Genomic DNA, 19,060 nt, shown 5'->3' on the forward strand with positions numbered 1-19,060 from the left:
CGCAGGGCCTGATCAGCACAGCCCGATCACGCAGGGCCGGATCAGCGCAGGGTCGGGGCGCGCCGCACCACGAAGTCGGTCACTTCGGCGTTGCGGTGGTCCAGCTCCGCCCACTCCCCGTCGAACGTCAGCACGGTGAGCCCGGCCGTCGGGTAGTCCGTTGCGAGGTCCATGACCGCGCGTTCGCTCGACCGGGCGGACGCCAGGCGCATGGCGAGCTCCTGGACCCCCGGGTTGTGGGCGATGACCAGCAGGCTCGTCACGGTGGCCGGGACGTGGTTGATCAGGGCGAGCATCTCGGTGGGGTGCGCGGCATAGAGGTCGTCCTCCAGCTTCGGCGTGGGCGCCTTGTCCCCCAGTTCCTTGCAGACCCAGGTGCAGGTCTGGCGTGTGCGCAGCGCCGTCGAGACGAGGATGGAGTCGGGGACGGCGTCGTGCTCCACCATCCAGCGGCCGATCAGCGGTGCGTCGGCGTGCCCGCGCGAGCTGAGCGAGCGCTCGTGGTCCGGCACGCCCTGCTGGAACTCGGCCTTCGCGTGGCGAAGGAGCATGAGTTTATTCTGCTGATGGGAGGCCATACCCCAAAGTCTAGGGTGTGGCGCCGGAGGCCTAGATGGAGTACTCCGGCGCGGCCCAGACGACCACCTCGGGGTGGTCGTAGAAGCGGTACCCCTGGCCCCGCACGGTGCGTACGGTGTTGGCCAGGCGTCCCAGCTTCGCCCGCAACCGCCGGATGTGGACGTCGATGGTGCGCTCGTTGGGGACTTCCTCGGCGTTCCGCCAGAGCCCGCAGAGGAGCTCCTCGCGACCGACGGTCCGCGCGGCGTTCTCGACCAGGTAGTTGAGGAGCTCGAACTCCTTGAACGTCAGATTCAGCGTCTGGCCGTCCAGCTGCACCTCGCGGCGGGAGAGATCGATGAGCACGCCCGTGGCGCGCTGCGTCGGGGCAGGTGCCGGATCGGGCCGCGTGCGCCGCGCCACGGTCGGGTCGCCGAGCGCCGCCCGGACGACGTCGATGTCGGACCCCTCGGCGTCGGCCGGGGCGAGGGCCACCGCCGCGTGGCTCGCCGCCATGGGTACGAGGGAGCGCACATAGGCCCTGACGTCCTGGGCGAGATCCGAGAAGGTGGTTCCCGCAGCGGCAGCCGTCGCCTCGTCGAGCGCGACATAGAGGACGAACCCGCGGGGGGACGTGTCCTTCGTGACGGCCTGCGGACCGGGGACGCCATTGGGAGTGACGACGGGGACGGGAGCGGTCAGGGGATCGACGTCGGCCCCGGAGATCTCGTGGAAGCGGGAGGCCCGCTGCGCCTGGGGATCCACCGCCGGCGCGAACTGCCGGCGGGCCGGGCGGTTCTGCGCGGAGCGGAGGGAGATATGGACGTAGCCCTGATTCACTGACATGGATGCAACCTCGTGGAGTGTGCCGTCATCACGGCTCGAATGCGGGATGTGCCCGGTCGGGATGGGAAGTGGTGCCCGCCGTTGGGCAAGAAGTGCGTGGAGCGGTTGGGGTGTAACCGTTACGCGTGCATTCGACAGCAGCACTGAACGGCTCCCGACACGAGGTCGGGAGGCGTGGCTGCAGATGCGAGTGATGTGGTGATCACATGACGAATTATTGCATGTCACATTCGCGCCAGTACAAGTAACAATGAGGAGGGTCCACCATGTGGACAGATCGGTGCTCGAGAGCTTCCCGGCTCTGCCTCTCGAGCACCCCGGCACACGGAAGTGCCCCGGACGGGAGCGGCACGCCGCCCCCGTCCGGGGCACTCTACTCAGGGGGCGGCCCGTGGCCGCTCCTGACCCGTCAGGACGCGCTGCCCTCGAGGACCTCCTGCTTGCCGGTGTGGCTGACGCTGATCTTCCGCGGCTTGGCCTCCTCGGCCACCGGGATGGTCAGCGTGAGCACACCGTCCCGGTACTCCGCCTCGATCTCGTCGAGCGCTACGCCGTAGCCCAGGGTCACCTGCCGGGCGAAGGTCCCGGAGGGGCGTTCGTGGGTCAGCCACTGCACCTGCTCGTCCAGGTCCTGGGTCCGCTCGGCCCGTATGGTCAGCGTGCGGTCCTCGACGTCGACGTCGATGGTTCCGGGGTCGACGCCCGGCATGTCGACGTGCGCGACGAACTGTTCGCCCTTGCGATACAGATCCATGGGCATCGCCGCCGACGCGGGGTTGCGCAGCGCGCCTCCAAGGAGCCGGTCGATGTCACGGAATGGGTCGAATGTGGTTGCCATTGCTTCCTCCTCAGTCATGTCGTGTCCACTCGGGTCCAACCACGGACTTGAGTGGGTATGACTCAACTTTAGAACAGCACTTCAGCCTTCACAAGTCGGCCGGTGGAGATTTTCGAGAGCCTAACCCACGACGCCGTAGAGGCGATCGCCGGCGTCCCCGAGGCCCGGCACGATGTACGACTTCTCGTCGAGCTTCTCGTCGATCGACGCGAGCACGATGGTGACATCACGGTCCTCGAGTTCGGCCTGGAGGGTGGCGAGACCCTCGGGCGCTGCGAGCAGGCAGATGCAGGTGATGTCCGCGGCCCCGCGGGCGAAGAGGAACTTGATGGCTTCGCGGAGCGTGCCGCCGGTGGCCAGCATCGGATCGAGGACGAACACCTGGCGTCCGGTGAGATCGTCCGGCAACCGCTCCGCGTAGGTGATGGCCTCGAGGGTCTCCTCGTTGCGGGCCATGCCGAGGAAGCCCACCTCGGCCGTCGGCACGAGGCGCGTCATGCCCTCGAGCATCCCGAGTCCTGCCCGGAGGATGGGGACCACCAGCGGGGTGGGCTTGACCAACCCCACTCCCTCGGTGCTCGTGACCGGCGTCTGGATCGACACCGTCTCCACGCGCACCTCGCGGGTGGCCTCGTAGGCCAGCAGGGTCACGAGCTCCTCGGTGAGGAGGCGGAACACCGGCGACGACGTGTCCTTGTCCCTCAGAACCGTCAGTTTGTGGGCTACCAGGGGATGGTCGACTACCAGTACACGCATTTCTCAAAAGTACCATTGGGCCCATGACCCACTCCCCGCTGCCCGTGAGCGCTGCGCACCACGCGTGGATGGGCTCGGCGCTGGAGGCTGCGGGGCTCGCGGGCGCCACGGCGGACGTGCCGATCGGCGCCGTCGTCGTCGGACCCGATGGTGCCGTGCTCGGCACGGGCTGGAACCAGCGGGAAGCCCTGGGTGACCCGACGGCGCACGCCGAGGTGCAGGCCATCCGCGCCGCCGCGGTGCGGAGGGCCTCCTGGCGGCTCGAGGACTGCACTCTCGTGGTGACGCTCGAGCCGTGTGCCATGTGCGCGGGAGCCAGTGTTCTGGCCCGCATACCCCGCGTGGTGTTCGGGGCGTGGGACGAGAAGGCGGGCGCCTCGGGGTCCGTGTTCGACGTGCTGCGTGAACCCCGGCTGAACCACTGGACCGAGGTGTTCGCGGGTGTACGGCAGGACGAGTGCGCGGCGTTGCTCACGGACTTCTTCGCCGCCCGGCGGGCGGAGACCGACGTGCTGCGCCGAGGCGATCCTGCGTAGGCTTGGACCATCCGCAGTATCCCCATGAAGGAGTAGACGTGGCAGACCAGCAGGACGGCATGAAGGAAGTACAGGAGATCCTCGGCAAGGCCGACATCGCGATCCTCACCACAGTGAACCTCGACGGACAGCTCGTGAGCCGGCCGCTCGCGCTGCAGGCGAAGGACTTCGACGGCGATCTCTGGTTCTTCACCGAGGACCCCTCCCCCAAGGCCGACGAGATCCGCGCCAACCCGCAGGTGAACGTATCGGCGAGCACGGGCAAGGGCTACGTCTCTGTTGCCGGGACCGCCACGCTGTCGAAGGACCAGGCGAAGATCGACGAGCTCTGGGATCCCTCGGTCTCGGCGTGGTTCGAGAACGGCCGCGACGATCCCGCCGTCACGCTCATCCACGTCGACGCCGACACGGCCGAGTACTGGTCCATGGACGCACCCCGCGTCGTCTCCGCGGTGAAGATGGTGAAGGGTCTCGTGACCGGGAGCAAGCCGGACGTCGGCAACAACGACGTCGTCGACCTGCCCTAGCGTCCGTTCCCGACGGCGCCCGGCCGCCGTTTTGGGCATGTCACCCCCGACCCGGTAAAGTGACGGCGTTGGTGACGTGTCCGAGCGGCCGAAGGTGCAACACTCGAAATGTTGTTTGGTGAAAGCCAACGTGGGTTCAAATCCCACCGTCACCGCCACTTGAAACCCCCGCGAATCCTAGGTACGTACTGGGATTCGCGGGGGTTTTGCTCGAAGAGGATGTAGTTGTCCGCAGGCTTTGGAGTTTTGCTCACCCTCAGCGCGCAGGCACTCGTTAGCGGGAGCGTAGGAGCCGTTGTCGGCATCGCCGCACTGCTTGCTCAGACAGTGAACCTTGTGCGCGCTGCCTCGGCTGCCATCAGTGCTGGCCGGCTGGTCACCCATGGCCGAACCCGCAAGTAGTGAGCCAACGACTCCGCACGAGAACAGGCGACTAACAATGCCCATCAGCTTCACCCCCCTCGACGCCGTCGGGCATGACCGCGAACCACTGATCGACTTCATGATGCGTAACGAGTTCCCCTTCCACGGGAAACCCCACCCCGCCCGGGAAGACATCGAGAACGCCATCAGCGAGGGCGCGTACCAGGACGAGGACAATCAATCCTTCTGGATCGATCATGACGAGCTCGGCCGGATCGGCTTCTTCCGGCTCGAGGACCTCAGCGACCCCACTCCGGTCTTCGATCTCGACTCGACGGCGCCTTCCGGGGAAGAGGACTGGGCGTGGAGGTCCTGCACGCTGCGACGCGTCACGTCTTCACCTCGATGCAGCAGGTCGACCGGTTCGAAGGGCAGACCCGGGAGGACAACATCGCGATGCGCCGAACGTTCCTGAAGTGCGGCTGGGTCAAGGAAGCCCACTACCGGGAGGGCTGGCCCGTCGAGGGCGGCGAGCCTCTCGCGTCGGTGGCCTACGCGATCCTGCGGCGCGACTGGGAAACAGGCCGGACGACGACGTTCGTCTGGGAGGATCTTGTCCTGTGACGAAACGGCCTGGAGCGCCTTGCCAATCCGGTAGAAGCGCCGTGTTTGGATGATGCCGTGACGAACGACCACCGGATGCGGTCCCTGGCGAAGCTCACCGCTGGCGATCGCGTGGCGATCCTGTCGCCGTCGTTCGCTGCTCCTGGTTTCGCCCCTGCTGTCCATGAGCAGGCGATGAACCGTTTCTCGACGGCGACCGGCCTGGTCCCCGTGGAGTTCCCGACCACCCGCCAGCTCGGCGCGAGTCCGCAGGAGCGCGCGCGGGACATCAATGCCGCCTTCGCCGATCCAAGCATCCGGGCGATCCTCGCGACGGTCGGCGGTGACGACCAGGTGACTGTGATCCCCCACCTCGACGCTGAGCTCGCGCGCGCCAACGCGAAGATCTTCCTCGGCTACAGCGACAACACGAATCTGCTCAACTGGCTGTGGGGCAACGGCATCCCGGGCTTCTACGGTGGCTCCAGTCAGGTGCACCTGGGCCCCGGACCACACCTCGACGACGTCCATCTCGCCTCCCTTCGAGCCGCCCTCCTGACGGGGGAGGAACTCGAGATCACCAATCCCGGGGAATCGGAGGACTTCGGCCGGGACTGGCTTGATCCGCGAGCCCTGACAGAATTCGGTGACCGCGAGGGGACCGAGCCGTGGGTCTGGGCCGGGCCGCGGCGTGAGGTGACGGGCCGGACCTGGGGTGGGTGTTTTGAAGTGATCGACCAGTTGGCCATGGCCCAGCGGATGCCCTCGTCCGGTGACCTCGAGGGCGCGATCCTGCTGCTGGAGACGAGCGAGGAACTCCCGCCCGCGAGCGCCGTCAAGCGGTGGGTCCGCTCCCTGGGCGAGGCAGGCATTCTCGGCGCCGTGGCAGGAGTGATCGTCGCCAGACCGCCCACCAGCAGCTCCTCATCGCGTCCGGGCTCCTGCGAGCGCGCCGACCTGAGGGCGCAGCAGCAGGACGCCGTCCTGTCGCAACTCAGTCAGTACAATCCGGACGCGGCGGTCTGCGTCGGCGTCCCCTTCGGGCACACGCGACCCCAGTGGATCCTCCCCTACGGCGGCCAAATTACGCTGAACGGCGACAGCCGGACCATCACCGCGCGCTACAGCTGAGCCTTTTACAGCGAGCCACGGAGACGCACCGTTCACTAGGCTCGAAGACAGATACGATCGTGCGCTTCTCGCACCCTCCCGCCGAACTGTTATCACAGCCTAGGCGGAAAGAAAATCCTGGCTGTAGTACTCGATATCCAGAAATTGTTACCTGTTGTTCGATTCATCCCTGAAGATCGCATCTCTGCCCTCAGCACCGGCCACGCAACAGTGTGTGTCAGGGCAGCAGTAGCGACACAGGGACGACCGCACACCCGACGGCGTGCCCCGCGAGGACCTGCCCCGGAGTGCGAGCTCCGAGCCTGACCCTGGACCAGCCGACCGCGGAGGCCAACAGGAGGGCAAGGGCTGGCCCGAACAGTTCGGCCGGCGCATGCAGGAGTACCAGGAGGAGAGCGCCGGCTCCGAGCGAGAGAGCAGCGAGCGCCATGACCGGGACACGATCCTCACGCACGCTGATGTGGTGGTCGATGACAGCACCGCGATGCTTCAGCCACAGGAGAAGCGCGAACGACAGACCCACGGTGAAGACCATGGCTGTGATCGACTGCAGTCAGGTCACTCCCGGGGTGAGCAGGGGCTGCGTAAGCAGGAAAACACCGACGAGGAAAGTTGGCGCGAAGACCTCGGTGATGATCAGAGCCGGCCTCCGGCTGAGATGGACGCCACCGGTCTGGTCGGTTCTCTGCATCAGCCGACGATGCGAGCGGTTCGCTGGTGCACCTTCACGTCCGTCAGGCAGCGAGCTGCGAACTCAGCACGCCCCACCGATCACTCGGTGTGGCCGGGACGCCCCGCCGCGTCAGCGTCAGCGTAGTAGGAGCGCATCCCGTGCTTAACGCCCAATCGAACGATCACGTACAGGATCAGCGCACCGATCAGCAGGGGCACGATCCACGCGAAGAGGACCACGAATTCGAACCCGTTCAAAGCCATGGCGATCCCATCCCGTATCTCTACACTCACCGTCAGCCTAGCCGGGGTCCTGCACCGCCTACAGCTGCAGCGGATGCGCCGACTGTCGACGGCACCACTGCAGGAGTACGTTCCTGTCCGGGCTCTGGCTGATCCTGAGCCGTCCGTCCAGAGAGGAACACCGCCGAGACCAAAGCGGTCGCGGTTCCACTGGTCATCCTCGACGACGACGACATGACCGCAGATCGGCTGACCCTGAACGGTATTGTTCGTGGGCCGAACGGGCCGGCTTCAGGCGTGTCGATTCCCGCCCCGATACGCACCGGGACCAGCCGGTGCAGGTGAACCGATGGGTTCGCGATGGGCGCGTTCAGCAAGAAGAGTCTGCTCAGTCCTCGGCCTCCTCCGCAGCAGCCTTGAGCGCATCCTTCTCGGCGCGCACGGCCTCCGTCTCGTGCTGCTCCTCGGCCTTCTCCCGATGGATGACCTCCGCGAGGAGCTTCTCCATCTCCTTGGCCACACCGGCGGCGGACGCCGGGTTCTGGCCGGTGACCAGTCGCTCGTCGACCACGACCTTCTCCTCGAAGACCTCCGCGGAGACATGCGTGGCGCCCTGTTCGGCGAGACGGTCGGCCAGGAAGAACGGGATGACCTTGTCCTTGCCGGCGGCGACCTCCTCGTCGTTGGTGAAGGCGGCCACTCTCCGTCCCTCGACGAGGCGGAGTCCGTTCGCCAGTTCCACGTCGAGCAGCCCCGCCGGTCCGTGGCAGACCGCGCCCACCAGGCCACCGGCGTTGTACACGTCGGCAACGAGCTTCTGCAGGCCGCCGCTGTCGGGGAAGTCCCACATGGTGCCGTGTCCACCCACCAGATAGACGCCGTCGTACTGGTCGGGATCGACGACGTCGACGCGCGCCGTGTTGTAGAGGCCGGCTCGCGTGGTCTCGTCCTCGATGAAGGCCACCTGGATGGGATCCGACGTGTCCACCTCGTCGCGCGGGGGCTGTCCACCCTTGATGGAGGCGAAGTCGACGAAGTGGCCGGAATCCTTGAACACCTTCCAGGGATGGGCGGCCTCGGCCACGTTGTAGCCGGTCTTCTCACCCGTGTCACCAAGCTCGGAAACGCTGGTCAGAACCATGAGGATCTTCTTCATGTGATGCTCCTTCTCGTCGGATGCCCCTGTGAGGCGCTGCTGGCCCGGTCCGATCGCCTGCGGCATGGACCCGTGATCCGGGCGATAGCCTGAGCCCATGGTAATCCGGGTGCTCGCAGTGGGCCGCAAGCATGAGAGCTGGGTAGCGGAGGGCATCGAGCGGTACACCAAACGCCTGAAGAAGCCGTTCGATCTCTCCTGGCAGCTGATCGCCCACTCCGCCCGCGAGCACGACGCCGCCCGGGCGGAGGAATCGGAGCGGCTCCTCGCCAAGGTCGGGACCGACTTCGTGGTGCTGCTCGACGAGCGCGGCAAGGCCATCGATTCCCCGGCCCTGTCGCGGACGCTGCTCGCACCCCTGGAGTCCTCACGGAGCGTGACCGTGATCATCGGCGGCGCCTACGGGGTGGACCGGGCGGTTCACCAGCGGGCCGATTTCGTCTGGTCCCTCTCGCCGCTGGTCTTCCCGCACCAGCTCGTGCGCCTCATCCTCGCCGAGCAGGTCTACCGGGCCCAGGAAATAGCGGGCGGTCGCTCGTACCACCACGAATGATCGACCTCGGATAACGATTCGGCACACCTGGCTGCGCCCTCTTGATGTGCGGCTCGCCGACCCTACAGTGAGGGCATGACGACATTGCTGGGGAGCAAATACTGGATCACGACACTTCTGACTGCAGGAGCGCTGGTCGCGGTGAGCGGCTGCACGGCGTCCGCGGTGGGCGACGACGGGGCAGCGGCGCCGGCGTCTTCGTCGGGCACCACGCCCAACGCTGCGAGCGCAGGGACGACCGCCGCTCCTTCCGCCGCGACGGGCGAGACGCCCTCCGCCGCCGCGACGCCGGCAGCCAGCGTGCCGCCCGCCCCGACGACGACGCCGTCCGAACCGCCGGCAGCCTCGTCCGCGCCCGCCAAGTCTGCGGCTCCGAGCTCTGCACCCCGAAGCTCTGTGGCCCCAAACTCTGCACCTCAGAAGTCCGCAGCCTCGTCCTCCGCACCCCTGACGCCGACCACCTGTACGGCAGCCCAGCTCGGTGGAGCGGTCGAGAGCCAGCTCGGTGGGGGCGCCGCCGGCAGTGTGTACCGGACGCTCCGGTTGACCAACGTGTCCGAGGTGGACTGCACCATGGCGGGCTACCCGGGAGTGTCGTTCGTCGATGCTGCCGGGAACCAGCTCGGCGCACCCGCTGACCGCGCCGGCTCCGCCGTCGTTGCCGTCACGCTCGCCCCGGGCACGTCCGTCTCGACGACGCTGCAGCAGACCAACGCGCAGAACTACGGCGCCGACTGCGGTCTCACCCAGGCCTCCGGGGTGCGCGTCTACCCGCCCGGAGCCACGGACTCGCTGATCCTGCCGCAGGACATCGCGGCGTGCTCGGCAGGCTCGATCGTCCTGATGACCGTGGGGACCGTCCAGCCCGTCGGGTGAGGTCGCGGCGGAAGCTGCCAACCTCCGTCCGGCGCGTCATTACTCCCCTTCCCGCAGGCTGGTGGACAGTACGCGGTCGACGCGATCGAGTGTCGGCGCGCTGGGGCATGATGAACAAATGACGCAGGTGCTGACCAGATTCACCCCGGCTACCCATGAGTGGTTCGCCGGAGCCTTCTCGGCACCCACGCCTGCCCAGGAAGGTGCCTGGTCTGCGATCTCCGCCGGATCCAACGCGCTCGTCGTCGCGCCCACCGGATCCGGCAAGACCCTCGCCGCCTTCCTCTGGGCGCTCGACCGGCTGATCGCCTCCGGAGAGGGCAGCGGGGACGACGACGAGCCCGCGCCCACACCGGCCAAGGGCCGGGCTCCGGCGTCGAAGAAGCCGAAGCGCACCACCCGCGTCCTCTACATCTCACCCCTGAAGGCGCTCGGCGTGGACGTGGAGCGGAATCTGCGGGCACCGCTGATCGGCATCACCCAGACGGCCAAGCGCCTCGGCCTGCCGGCACCGAGTATCACGGTGGGTGTCCGCTCCGGCGACACTCCGCAGGCCGAGCGGCGCACCATGCTCACGCGTCCGCCGGACATCCTCATCACCACGCCCGAATCACTGTTCCTCATGCTCACCTCGAAGGCCCGGGAGACCCTGATGGAGGTGGACACCGTCATCATCGACGAGGTCCACGCCGTCGCCGGCACCAAGCGCGGCGCGCACCTGGCCGTGTCGCTGGCCCGGCTCGATGCCCTGCTGGACAAGCCCGTGCAGCGCATCGGGCTCTCCGCCACGGTGGAGCCCAAGGAGACGGTGGCCCGCTTCCTCTCCGGCAATGCCCCGGTGGAGATCGTGGCGCCGCCGTCGAAGAAGCAGTGGGATCTGACCGTCACCGTCCCGGTGGAGGACATGACGGAACTCGGCGGTGCGGCGGCCAACACCGACGACGACGGCGACGCCGTGCCGCAGGCGAGTATCTGGCCGCACGTCGAGGAGAAGATCGTCGACCTGATCGAGCAGAACCGGTCGACGATCGTCTTCGCCAACTCACGCCGGCTGGCCGAGCGCCTCACCGCCCGGCTCAACGAGATCCACGCCGAACGTCGGGAGCGCGACGCCGTCTGGGCAGCCGGTGGCCCGGACGCCGAACGTAGTGCTGCAGAGCTCGGAGCCGCGCCGACGCCGTCGTACGCCCACACCACCAGTACGCCCGCGCAGATCATGGCCCAGTCCGGCCAGACCGAGGGGGCGGAGCCGCTGCTCGCCCGTGCGCATCACGGCTCCGTGTCCAAGGACCAGCGTGCGCTCATCGAGGACGACCTGAAGTCGGGCCGCCTGCGCTGTGTGGTCGCAACGAGCTCACTGGAGCTCGGGATCGACATGGGCGCGGTGGATCTCGTGGTGCAGGTGGAATCCCCCCACTCCGTGGCCAGTGGTCTGCAGCGAGTGGGCCGGGCCGGTCACCAGGTGGGCGAGGTGTCACAGGGAGTCCTGTTCCCGAAGCACCGCGGCGATCTGGTCAACACCACGGTCACGGTGGAGCGTATGCTCGCCGGCCGGATCGAACCCCTGTACATCCCCACCAATCCGCTGGACATCCTGGCGCAGCAGACAGTGGCCGCCGCAGCTCTCGGGACCATCGACGTCGAGGAGTGGTTCGACGTCGTCCGGGCGTCGGCGCCGTTCGCCACCCTGCCGCGGTCGGCCTTCGAGGCGACCCTCGATCTCCTCGCCGGCCGCTATCCCTCGGACGAGTTCGCCGAGCTGCGCCCGCGCATCATCTGGGACCGCGTGGAGGGCACCATCACGGGACGGCCCGGGGCGCAGCGCCTCGCGGTCACCTCCGGCGGCACCATCCCGGACCGTGGACTCTTCGGGGTCTTCCTCGTGGGCTCGGAGGGCGAGGGTGCGCGGGCAGGCGGCCGCCGCGTGGGCGAGCTCGACGAGGAGATGGTCTACGAGTCCCGCGTGGGCGACGTCTTCGCGCTCGGAGCGACGAGCTGGCGGATCGAGGAGATCACGCACGACCGCGTCCTGGTCTCCCCCGCGTTCGGTCAGCCCGGCAAGCTGCCCTTCTGGAAGGGTGACTCGCTCGGCAGGCCGGTGGAACTCGGCCGTGCGCTCGGCGCCTTCAACCGCGAGATGTCCGGCGGAACACCCGAAGCTGCACGCGAGAGATGCGCGGCGATCGGGCTCGACGCCTGGGCCTCCGACAACCTCATCACCTACCTGACGGAGCAGCGCGAGGCCACCGAGGTGGTCCCGAACGACAGGACGCTCGTCGTCGAGCGATTCCACGACGAACTCGGCGACTGGCGCGTCGTGCTGCACAGCCCCTTCGGTATGCCCGTGCACGCACCGTGGGCACTGGCGGTCGGTGCGCGTCTCGAGCAGCGCTACGGCATGGACGGCTCCGCCATGGCGTCCGACGACGGCATCGTGCTGCGCGTGCCGCTCATGGAGGACGAGCCGCCGGGTGCCGATCTGTTCCTGTTCGACGCCGAGGAACTCGACGGCATCGTGACAGCAGAGGTGGGCGGCTCCGCGCTGTTCGCGTCACGCTTCCGTGAGTGCGCAGCTCGGGCACTCCTGCTGCCCCGCCAGAACCCGGGCAAGCGCTCCCCCCTCTGGCAGCAACGGCAGCGCTCGGCCCAGCTGCTCGACGTCGCGAAGAAGTACCCCACCTTCCCCATCGTGCTGGAGACCGTGCGTGAGGTGCTCCAGGACGTCTACGATCTCCCTGCCCTGAAGGACCTCGCGGCATCCCTGGAGCGCAGGGAGCTGCGGATCGTCGAGGTGACCACGCAGCAGCCCTCGCCCTTCGCGCGGTCCATGCTGTTCGGATACGTAGCGTCCTTCCTCTACGAGGGGGACTCCCCGCTGGCGGAGCGCCGCGCCGCCGCGCTCTCGCTCGACCCGACCCTGCTGAACGAACTCCTGGGGCGGGCGGAGCTGCGCGAGCTGCTCGACGCGCGGGTCATCGCCGAGACCGAACTGGAACTGCAGCGGCTCAAGCCGGACCGCCTGGCCCGCGGGCTCGAGGGGGTGGCGGACCTATTGCGCCTCCTCGGGCCGCTCACCGTCGACGAGCTGACCCAACGACTCGAAGCTCCCGCCGGCATCGGGACGACGGCAACGTTCGCCGCAGGACTGGCACCCGCCGACCCCGACGACGTCGAGGGAGATCCGACCGCACCCGTACCCGCGCCCGGCTCCGACGGCGGTTCCGACGGTGATGGCGAACCTGCCGCAGCGTCCGGCCGCGCGTCGCCGAAGCTCGTGCGGGAGCACGTCGCCGCGCTCGTGAAGGCCAACCGGGCGCTGACCGTGAACATCGCCGGCGTGGAGAGGATCTCCGCCGTCGAGGACGCCGCACGCCTGCGCGATGCCCTCGGCGTCCCGCTGCCCATGGGCATCCCGCTGGCGTTCATCGAGCCCGTGGCGGATCCGCTCGGGGACCTCGTGGGACGCTACGCGCGCACCCACGGCCCGTTCACCGCCGCCGAAGCCGCCACGCAGCTGGGACTCGGCGTCGCCGTCGTCGCCGGATCCCTGCAGCGCCTCGCCGGTGCCGGCCGCGTGATCGAGGGCGAGTTCCGCCCCGTCGAGTCGGTCCCGGTGCTCGACATCTCCGCGGAGTCCGGCGCGGCGCCCGGCACCATCACCGTCCACACGCCGGCGGCGAGCGAGTGGTGCGACGTCGAGGTGCTCCGGCGTCTGCGCCGTCGCTCGCTGGCCGCTCTGCGCCAGGAAGTGGAGCCGGTCGACCCTGCGGCCTACGGGCGCTTCCTGCCTGCCTGGCAGCACATCGGCTCCGGCCTGCGCGGGCTCGACGGCGTCATCGCCGTGATCGACCAGCTCTCGGGCGTACCGATCCCCGCGTCCGCCTGGGAGCCGCTGATTCTCGCCCAGCGCGTGGCCAACTACTCCCCGGGCATGCTCGACGAGCTGACCGCGACGGGCGAGGTGCTCTGGTCCGGCGCCGGATCGCTGGCCGGCAACGACGGCTGGATAGCCCTGCACCTGGCCGAGAACGCGTCCCTGACACTCAAGCCCGACCCCGACTTCGAAGCCTCCGCCCTGCAGTCGGCCCTGCTGGAGCTCCTTGCAGGAGGCGGCGGCTACTTCCTGCGCCAGCTAACGCCCCAGCTCGACGTGCAGGAGCCGGTGAGCGACGCGGCGATCGTCACAGCCCTCTGGGATCTCGTGTGGGCCGGGCGCATCAGCAACGACACGTTCACCCCGGTGCGCGCCCTGCTCGCCAACGGCAAGACCGCCCACAAGCAGCGACCCGTCCCGGCACGCGCGCGCACGTCCCGCGCGGGACGCCTCGGCCGCGCCCCGGGCAAGTCCCTCACCGGTGCGTCGATGCGCCTGAGCGCAGCGTCCGGCTCCGGCTCCGATGACGGCGCCGGCGCGAGCGGTGGCTACCAGCGCGCCACGCCTCCCCTGGCGGCCGGGCGCTGGAACATCCTCCCCCCGGTGGAGCCCGAGACGACACTGCACGCCCACGCCACGGCGGAGCTGCTGCTCGATCGCTACGGTGTGGTGACGCGCGGTGCCGTCGGCATGGAGGGCATCCCCGGTGGCTTCGGGCTCATGTACAAGGTGCTGGCCCGACTCGAGGAGATGGGCCGGTGCCGGCGTGGCTACTTCATCGAGCACCTGGGCGCCGCCCAGTTCGCCGTCCCCGCCACGGTGGACCGGCTGCGTTCCTTCAGCGCCGACAACCAGCTCCCCACCGCGCAGGACGTGCTCGGCGGCGAGGCCGCACCGCTGCACGCCGTCGCCCTGGCTGCCACCGACCCGGCGAACCCCTACGGTGCTGCGCTCAGCTGGCCCCAGGCCGACGGCGGCCACCGCGCCGGGCGGAAGGCCGGTGCGCTCGTAGTGCTCGTCGACGGAGCGCTCGCCCTCTACGTGGAGCGGGGCGGCAAGACGCTCCTCGTGTTCACGGAGGACGCCGGCGTGCTGCGCGCCGCGGCACTGGCCCTGGTGACCATCATCAGGCGCGGCGCTGCCGACAAGATGGCGCTGGAGAAGGTCAACGGCGGGGAGATCCTCGACACCGACGTGGGCCGTGCGCTCGCCGACGCCGGCTTCTACACGACACCGAGGGGGCTGAGGATCCGTGCCTGAGGGAGATACCGTGTGGCGGGCCGCCCGCGAACTGCACCGCGCACTGGCAGGGAAGGTCCTCACGCGGTGCGACATCCGGGTGCCGCGGTTCGCCACCGTGGACTTCACCGGCGACACCGTGCAGGAGGCCGTGGCCCGCGGGAAGCACCTGCTGATCCGCGGCGGAGGCGAGGACGGCTGGGACATCCACTCGCACCTCAAGATGGAGGGTCTGTGGCACGTGTATGCGCGTGGGGAGAAATGGCGCCGGCCGGCGTTCAAGGCGCGCTGCATCCTGGAGACCGACGACGCCGTCGTCGTCGGTTTCGAGCTCGGGTTCCTCCGGGTGATCTCCCGGACCGAGGAGGACGACGCCGTCGGCTATCTCGGACCCGATCTGCTCGGCCCGGACTGGGACCCGGACGAGGCGCTGCAGCGGCTGCTCGGGGAGCCGGAGCGGCCCATCGGCCTGGCCCTGCTGGACCAGCGGAATCTCGCCGGGATCGGCAACGTCTACCGGTGTGAGCTGTGCTTCCTGGCCGGTGTCCACCCGCTCACGCCGACGGGCGAGGTGCCGAATCTGCCGCGCATGGTGGAGCTGTCGAAGAAACTCCTCGAAGCGAACAAGAACCGCAGCACCAGGGCCACCACGGGGCAGCTGCGCGGCAACAACCTGTGGGTCTACGGGCGCTCCCGCAGGGGGTGCCTGCGCTGTGGAACCCCTGTGGCGCTGGAGCAGCTCGGGGACAAGGACACCGAGCTGCGCGAGCTCTACTACTGTCCGCACTGCCAGCCGCGAATAGAGGTGCCGGCCCCCACGGCACTACCCTGACGGGGTGGGAACGATGAGGCAGGTGAGCGACGTATGGCGATGAAGTCCCCGCTGCCGGTGCGCGACGGCGTGAACGCGACCCGTCTCCGCCTGCCTGAGGACGGCCCGTGGAGTACGGCGCTCGACTACATCCTCGACCGCTTCGACCACGTGGACCCCGAGGGCATGGGCCGGCGGTTCGACCGCGGGGAAGTGGTGGCCCTCGGCGGAGAGGCCCTGACGCGCTCCACACCGCTGGGTGAGCACACCTTCGTCTGGTACTACCGCGAGTTGCCGGTCGAGGAGCGGCTGCCGGTGGAGCTGTCCGTCCTGCACCGGGACGATCACCTGCTCGTCGTCGACAAGCCGCACTTCCTGCCCACCACGCCCGGTGGCCGGTACGTTGCGGAGTCGGCACTGGTGCGGCTGCGCGTGGAGCTCGGCCTGCCCGATCTCATCCCCATGCACCGCCTCGACCGGATGACTGCGGGCGTGCTGATGTTCTCCGTCAATCCGGACACCCGAGGCGCGTACCAGCTGCTCTTCGAGAACCGGCGGATCCGCAAGGAGTACCGGGCGGTGGCAGCCGTGCGGCCGGAGCTGCGGCTGGAAACGGAGCCGCTGGAGGTGCGGAGCCGCATCGTGAAATCCCGCACGTACCTGCTCGCGCAGGAGGTGGAGGGTCCGGCGAACACGCTGACCACCATCAGCCTGCTCGATCGGACGGGCGAGGGAGCGGAGGAGCGCGGGCTGTACCGGCTGCAACCGCACACCGGCAAGACACACCAGCTCCGACTGCACATGGCATCGCTCGGGCTGGGAATCATCAACGACCCCTTCTATCCCGTGCTGCTGCCGCAGGCACCGGACGACTACAGCAGGCCCCTGCAACTCCTGGCCCACAGCATCGCGTTCACCGATCCCCTGAGCGGCACCGATCGACGCTTCGAGTCAGGCTTGGGCCTGGCCGGATTCTCGCGGGACCACGCGCCTCGGGTTTCCCCGGAGAGCCACGGTGACCCGTCAGGGCGAGAATCGGTACGCTGGTGACGTCATCACGGCGGTACGCCACGCCCTGAAGCAGCATCGGAAGGCCACACCAGAGCATGAGCACCCCGAAGGGCCCGGGACCCCAGCTTCCCGACACACCGGGCAGGCCGCCGCGGATCGCCGCAGACCCGGCCACCACTGGCGGGACGCCCAGCGTCCTCGAACGCCTGAAGGCAGCACGCCCGCGCACGGCCGGATCCGAGCCGTCCACAATTCCGGAGAGCTCCGCGTCGGAGGGTGCGGGCAGTGCCGGTCCTGAGAACAGGGCCGGTGTCGGACCGAGAGATGTCACGCCCCCGACGGATCACCACGAGTCGGGGAACGACGCCGCAGCAGAGGCGGCCGACCGGCGTCGGGCCGGTGTGGAACGACGCCGGGCCGCCGTTCAGAAGGCCCGCCTCACTGCGGGAGCCACTGCCCGGACGATCGGTCGGGGTGGCCGCACCGCCGGTCGATCCATCGGGCGGGGCAGCCGTGTCGCCGGACAGGCCATCGGTCGGGGAAGCGCCGCGGCCGGCCATCGGGTCGAAGCCTGGGACCCGGACATCGTCCGGCAATCGGTGGTCACCCTCAGCGCCGTCGCCTGCATTCTCGGGTCAGCAGCCGGCGTCGGCGTCTTCGGGGGCCCGTCCATCGCGGATGCCGCCGGTGGCCTGTTCTCGCCGGACGCAACCCTCCTGGCGCCGTCGTCGTCGGCCTTCTCCATCTGGAGCCTGATCTACGTTGGCCTCGTGGCCTATACCGTGTTCCAGTGGCTGCCGTCGCAGCGCCGATCAGCGCGGCAGCGACGGCTGGGTTGGACCGTTGCCGCCTCGATGCTGCTGAATCTCGCCTGGATCCTCAGCGCCCAGGCCGGGCTGCTGGTCCTGAGCCTGATCATCATCATGCTGCTGTTCTTCACCCTGCTCGTGGCCGTTCGGACCCTGAACGCTTTCCCCGGCAGCTCGCGGCTCGAGGGTGCGCTCGTCGATACACCGATCGGTCTCTATCTGGGGTGGATCCTGGTGGCGGCAGCAGCAAATGCGGCCGCTCTCCTCACGGCGAGGAATGCCGATCTTTTCGCCTGGGGCGGCGACACCTGGGCCATCGTAGGAATCGCCGCCGTCCTGATCACGGCCGCCGTCGTCTGTTCAACGGACCGTGGCCGGCTCGCGGTGGCAGCCGCGACCTCATGGGGTCTGCTGTGGATCGCCGTCGAGCGTGCCCTCGGCGAACCGTCGGCGATCGATGTCGCCTTCACCGCCGTCCTGGCGGTCTTCCTCCTGATCATCACCGCCGGGTCCCGCAGGCACCGTGTTGACCACGCGTACCGGCGTCGGCTCCGCGCGGAGCAGGACGCCGAGCGCGAGCCTCTGGATCTGCTCGCCGACGATCGGGAAAGTCTCCGGTAGGACCACCGGGAACGGGCCCCGCATCCCGAAGGCGCGGGGCCCGGTGAACTAGCTTGCGTCGCCCACCGTGATGGCGATCTTGCCGGGCGCATGGCCGTCCATATTGCTGCGGAAGGCCTCCGCCGCCCGCTCCAGGCGGAAGATGCCCGCGATGATCGGCTTCACCTTCTCCGCCTCCACGAGTTCGGTGAGCGCGAGCAGATCGGCCGGATTCGGGCGGACGAAGATGTAGAGACCGCCCCTGTCCTTCACCTCCACGTCGGCAACCGAGGCAATGCGCCCCGGTGCCTTCAGCTGGTCGACGGTGGCTACCCAGTCCTCGCCGCCCACGAAATCGACGATGGCGTCGACCCCGTCCGGGACCAGTTCGGCCAGGCGCCCGGCAAGACCCTCGCCGTAGGCGAGCGGCTCGGCCCCGAGCGACCGCAGGAAGTCATGGTTCTTCTCGGACGACGTGGCGATCACCCGCGCACCCCAGGCCTTCGCGATCTGGATGGCGTAGGTACCCACGCCGCCGGCACCGTTGTGTATCAGGACGACGTCACCCTTGCCCACTCCGACGGCCCGGAGCGACTGGTAGGCCGTCAGCCCGGTCAACGGCATCGTGCCTGCTTCGGCCCAGGAGACATTGCGTGGCTTGCGCGCGAGCGCCCGCACCGGGGCTGCCACCTTCTCGGCGAAGGTGCCCAGGCCCACGGTGTCCATGCGCACATAGCCGATCACCTCGTCGCCCGCCTGGAACTCCGTCACGGACGGGCCGGGCTCGACGACGACGCCGGCCACGTCCCAGCCAGGAATCGCCGGGAAGTAGGTGTGGAGGGCGCCGTCGAGGTAGCCGGCAGTGATCTTCCAGTCGACGGGGTTCACCGATGACGCGCGGACGTCGACGAGGACGGAATCCGGGCCGATCTTCGGATCAGGCTGCTCCCCGTACTGCAGGTTGTCGGGATCGCCGAATGCCTCGTAGAAAATTGCCTTCATGGTGCTCCTTCTCGTGGATCGCTGTTCGTCTCCTCGGCGGTAACCGGTGGCACTTC

Annotated in this window: 21 protein-coding genes and 1 tRNA gene; 11 read left to right on the forward strand and 11 right to left on the reverse strand. The window is 68.8% G+C overall.

Translation table 11 applies throughout. The features are described 5' to 3' along the window. Positions 1-41 precede the first annotated feature (41 nt). From FQ377_RS10905 to upp, 4 genes are all read right to left on the reverse strand, one after another. Entirely contained in the window at positions 42-578 is a 537-nt protein-coding gene (locus tag FQ377_RS10905; protein ID WP_148601300.1) for a SixA phosphatase family protein, read from the reverse strand. A 31-nt stretch (positions 579-609) separates the two neighbouring features. Then, positions 610-1,404 carry a winged helix-turn-helix domain-containing protein gene (locus tag FQ377_RS10910; RefSeq protein ID WP_148601301.1) on the reverse strand — a complete coding sequence of 265 codons (795 nt, stop codon included), beginning with the start codon at positions 1,402-1,404 and terminating at the stop codon, positions 610-612. A gap of 409 nt (positions 1,405-1,813) precedes the next feature. Beyond that, positions 1,814-2,242 carry an Hsp20/alpha crystallin family protein gene (locus FQ377_RS10915; RefSeq protein ID WP_148601302.1) on the reverse strand — a complete coding sequence of 143 codons (429 nt, stop codon included), beginning with the start codon at positions 2,240-2,242 and terminating at the stop codon, positions 1,814-1,816. Between the two features lie 120 nt (positions 2,243-2,362). Continuing rightward, positions 2,363-2,998: a uracil phosphoribosyltransferase gene (upp, locus tag FQ377_RS10920; protein ID WP_148601303.1), complete on the reverse strand. Its 636-nt coding sequence runs from the start codon at positions 2,996-2,998 to the stop codon at positions 2,363-2,365. Positions 2,999-3,021: 23 nt separating this feature from the next. Between upp and tadA the strand changes: the two genes are divergently transcribed. From tadA to FQ377_RS10935, 3 genes are all read left to right on the forward strand, one after another. Beyond that, complete coding sequence (gene tadA, locus FQ377_RS10925) at positions 3,022-3,534, forward strand: tRNA adenosine(34) deaminase TadA (protein WP_148601304.1); 513 nt, start codon at positions 3,022-3,024, stop codon at positions 3,532-3,534. A 38-nt stretch (positions 3,535-3,572) separates the two neighbouring features. After that, positions 3,573-4,061 carry a pyridoxamine 5'-phosphate oxidase family protein gene (locus tag FQ377_RS10930; RefSeq protein ID WP_148601305.1) on the forward strand — a complete coding sequence of 163 codons (489 nt, stop codon included), beginning with the start codon at positions 3,573-3,575 and terminating at the stop codon, positions 4,059-4,061. A 70-nt stretch (positions 4,062-4,131) separates the two neighbouring features. After that, positions 4,132-4,219 (forward strand) — tRNA-Ser (locus FQ377_RS10935). A 275-nt stretch (positions 4,220-4,494) separates the two neighbouring features. On the opposite strand, the gene FQ377_RS15240 is transcribed toward FQ377_RS10935, so the two are convergent. Continuing rightward, positions 4,495-4,683 (reverse strand): hypothetical protein, encoded by a 189-nt coding sequence (locus tag FQ377_RS15240; RefSeq protein ID WP_316245925.1) that lies wholly within the window; start codon positions 4,681-4,683, stop codon positions 4,495-4,497. A 104-nt stretch (positions 4,684-4,787) separates the two neighbouring features. Between FQ377_RS15240 and FQ377_RS15245 the strand changes: the two genes are divergently transcribed. Together FQ377_RS15245 and FQ377_RS10945 are read left to right on the forward strand one after the other, a co-directional pair. Further along, on the forward strand, positions 4,788-5,048 hold the full coding sequence (locus FQ377_RS15245) for a GNAT family N-acetyltransferase (RefSeq protein ID WP_316245926.1): 261 nt from the start codon (positions 4,788-4,790) through the stop codon (positions 5,046-5,048). Positions 5,049-5,123: 75 nt separating this feature from the next. Then, the gene (locus tag FQ377_RS10945; protein ID WP_148601388.1) at positions 5,124-6,158 is read left to right on the forward strand and encodes a S66 family peptidase; all 1,035 of its coding nucleotides are present in this window, start codon (positions 5,124-5,126) and stop codon (positions 6,156-6,158) included. Between the two features lie 217 nt (positions 6,159-6,375). Here FQ377_RS10945 and FQ377_RS10950 read toward each other — a convergent pair whose 3' ends face one another. The 4 genes from FQ377_RS10950 to FQ377_RS10955 form a co-directional block, all read right to left on the reverse strand. After that, positions 6,376-6,693, reverse strand: a complete 318-nt coding sequence (locus tag FQ377_RS10950) for a hypothetical protein (protein ID WP_148601306.1) — start codon at positions 6,691-6,693, stop codon at positions 6,376-6,378. Positions 6,694-6,711: 18 nt separating this feature from the next. Further along, positions 6,712-6,849 (reverse strand): hypothetical protein, encoded by a 138-nt coding sequence (locus FQ377_RS14865; RefSeq protein ID WP_187393333.1) that lies wholly within the window; start codon positions 6,847-6,849, stop codon positions 6,712-6,714. Between the two features lie 80 nt (positions 6,850-6,929). Continuing rightward, entirely contained in the window at positions 6,930-7,094 is a 165-nt protein-coding gene (locus tag FQ377_RS14870; RefSeq protein WP_187393334.1) for a hypothetical protein, read from the reverse strand. A 367-nt stretch (positions 7,095-7,461) separates the two neighbouring features. After that, a complete protein-coding gene (locus tag FQ377_RS10955) occupies positions 7,462-8,229 on the reverse strand; it encodes a type 1 glutamine amidotransferase domain-containing protein (RefSeq protein ID WP_148601389.1) in 768 nt (255 codons plus the stop codon). Positions 8,230-8,326: 97 nt separating this feature from the next. On the opposite strand from FQ377_RS10955, the gene FQ377_RS10960 reads away from it, so the two are divergent. After that, positions 8,327-8,782: a 23S rRNA (pseudouridine(1915)-N(3))-methyltransferase RlmH gene (locus FQ377_RS10960; protein WP_187393335.1), complete on the forward strand. Its 456-nt coding sequence runs from the start codon at positions 8,327-8,329 to the stop codon at positions 8,780-8,782. Between the two features lie 62 nt (positions 8,783-8,844). On the opposite strand, the gene FQ377_RS14875 is transcribed toward FQ377_RS10960, so the two are convergent. Further along, entirely contained in the window at positions 8,845-9,144 is a 300-nt protein-coding gene (locus FQ377_RS14875) for a hypothetical protein (RefSeq protein ID WP_187393336.1), read from the reverse strand. A gap of 34 nt (positions 9,145-9,178) precedes the next feature. Between FQ377_RS14875 and FQ377_RS14880 the strand changes: the two genes are divergently transcribed. From FQ377_RS14880 to FQ377_RS10985, 5 genes are all read left to right on the forward strand, one after another. After that, positions 9,179-9,658, forward strand: coding sequence for a DUF4232 domain-containing protein (locus tag FQ377_RS14880; protein ID WP_187393337.1), 480 nt, complete (start codon positions 9,179-9,181; stop codon positions 9,656-9,658). Between the two features lie 118 nt (positions 9,659-9,776). Further along, positions 9,777-14,792 (forward strand): Lhr family helicase, encoded by a 5,016-nt coding sequence (locus FQ377_RS10970; RefSeq protein ID WP_148601308.1) that lies wholly within the window; start codon positions 9,777-9,779, stop codon positions 14,790-14,792. Beyond that, positions 14,785-15,603 (forward strand): Fpg/Nei family DNA glycosylase, encoded by an 819-nt coding sequence (locus tag FQ377_RS10975; RefSeq protein WP_148601309.1) that lies wholly within the window; start codon positions 14,785-14,787, stop codon positions 15,601-15,603. Before FQ377_RS10970 ends, FQ377_RS10975 begins: the two co-directional genes overlap by 8 nt. A gap of 39 nt (positions 15,604-15,642) precedes the next feature. Continuing rightward, positions 15,643-16,632 (forward strand): RluA family pseudouridine synthase, encoded by a 990-nt coding sequence (locus FQ377_RS10980; protein WP_148601391.1) that lies wholly within the window; start codon positions 15,643-15,645, stop codon positions 16,630-16,632. Positions 16,633-16,688: 56 nt separating this feature from the next. Further along, positions 16,689-18,023 (forward strand): TspO/MBR family protein, encoded by a 1,335-nt coding sequence (locus FQ377_RS10985; RefSeq protein WP_148601310.1) that lies wholly within the window; start codon positions 16,689-16,691, stop codon positions 18,021-18,023. A gap of 48 nt (positions 18,024-18,071) precedes the next feature. On the opposite strand, the gene FQ377_RS10990 is transcribed toward FQ377_RS10985, so the two are convergent. Then, positions 18,072-19,004 (reverse strand): NADP-dependent oxidoreductase, encoded by a 933-nt coding sequence (locus tag FQ377_RS10990; protein WP_148601311.1) that lies wholly within the window; start codon positions 19,002-19,004, stop codon positions 18,072-18,074. Positions 19,005-19,060 lie beyond the last annotated feature (56 nt).

It is taken from the genome of Arthrobacter echini (assembly GCF_008107445.1).
Lineage (GTDB): Bacteria > Actinomycetota > Actinomycetes > Actinomycetales > Micrococcaceae > Arthrobacter_D > Arthrobacter_D echini_A.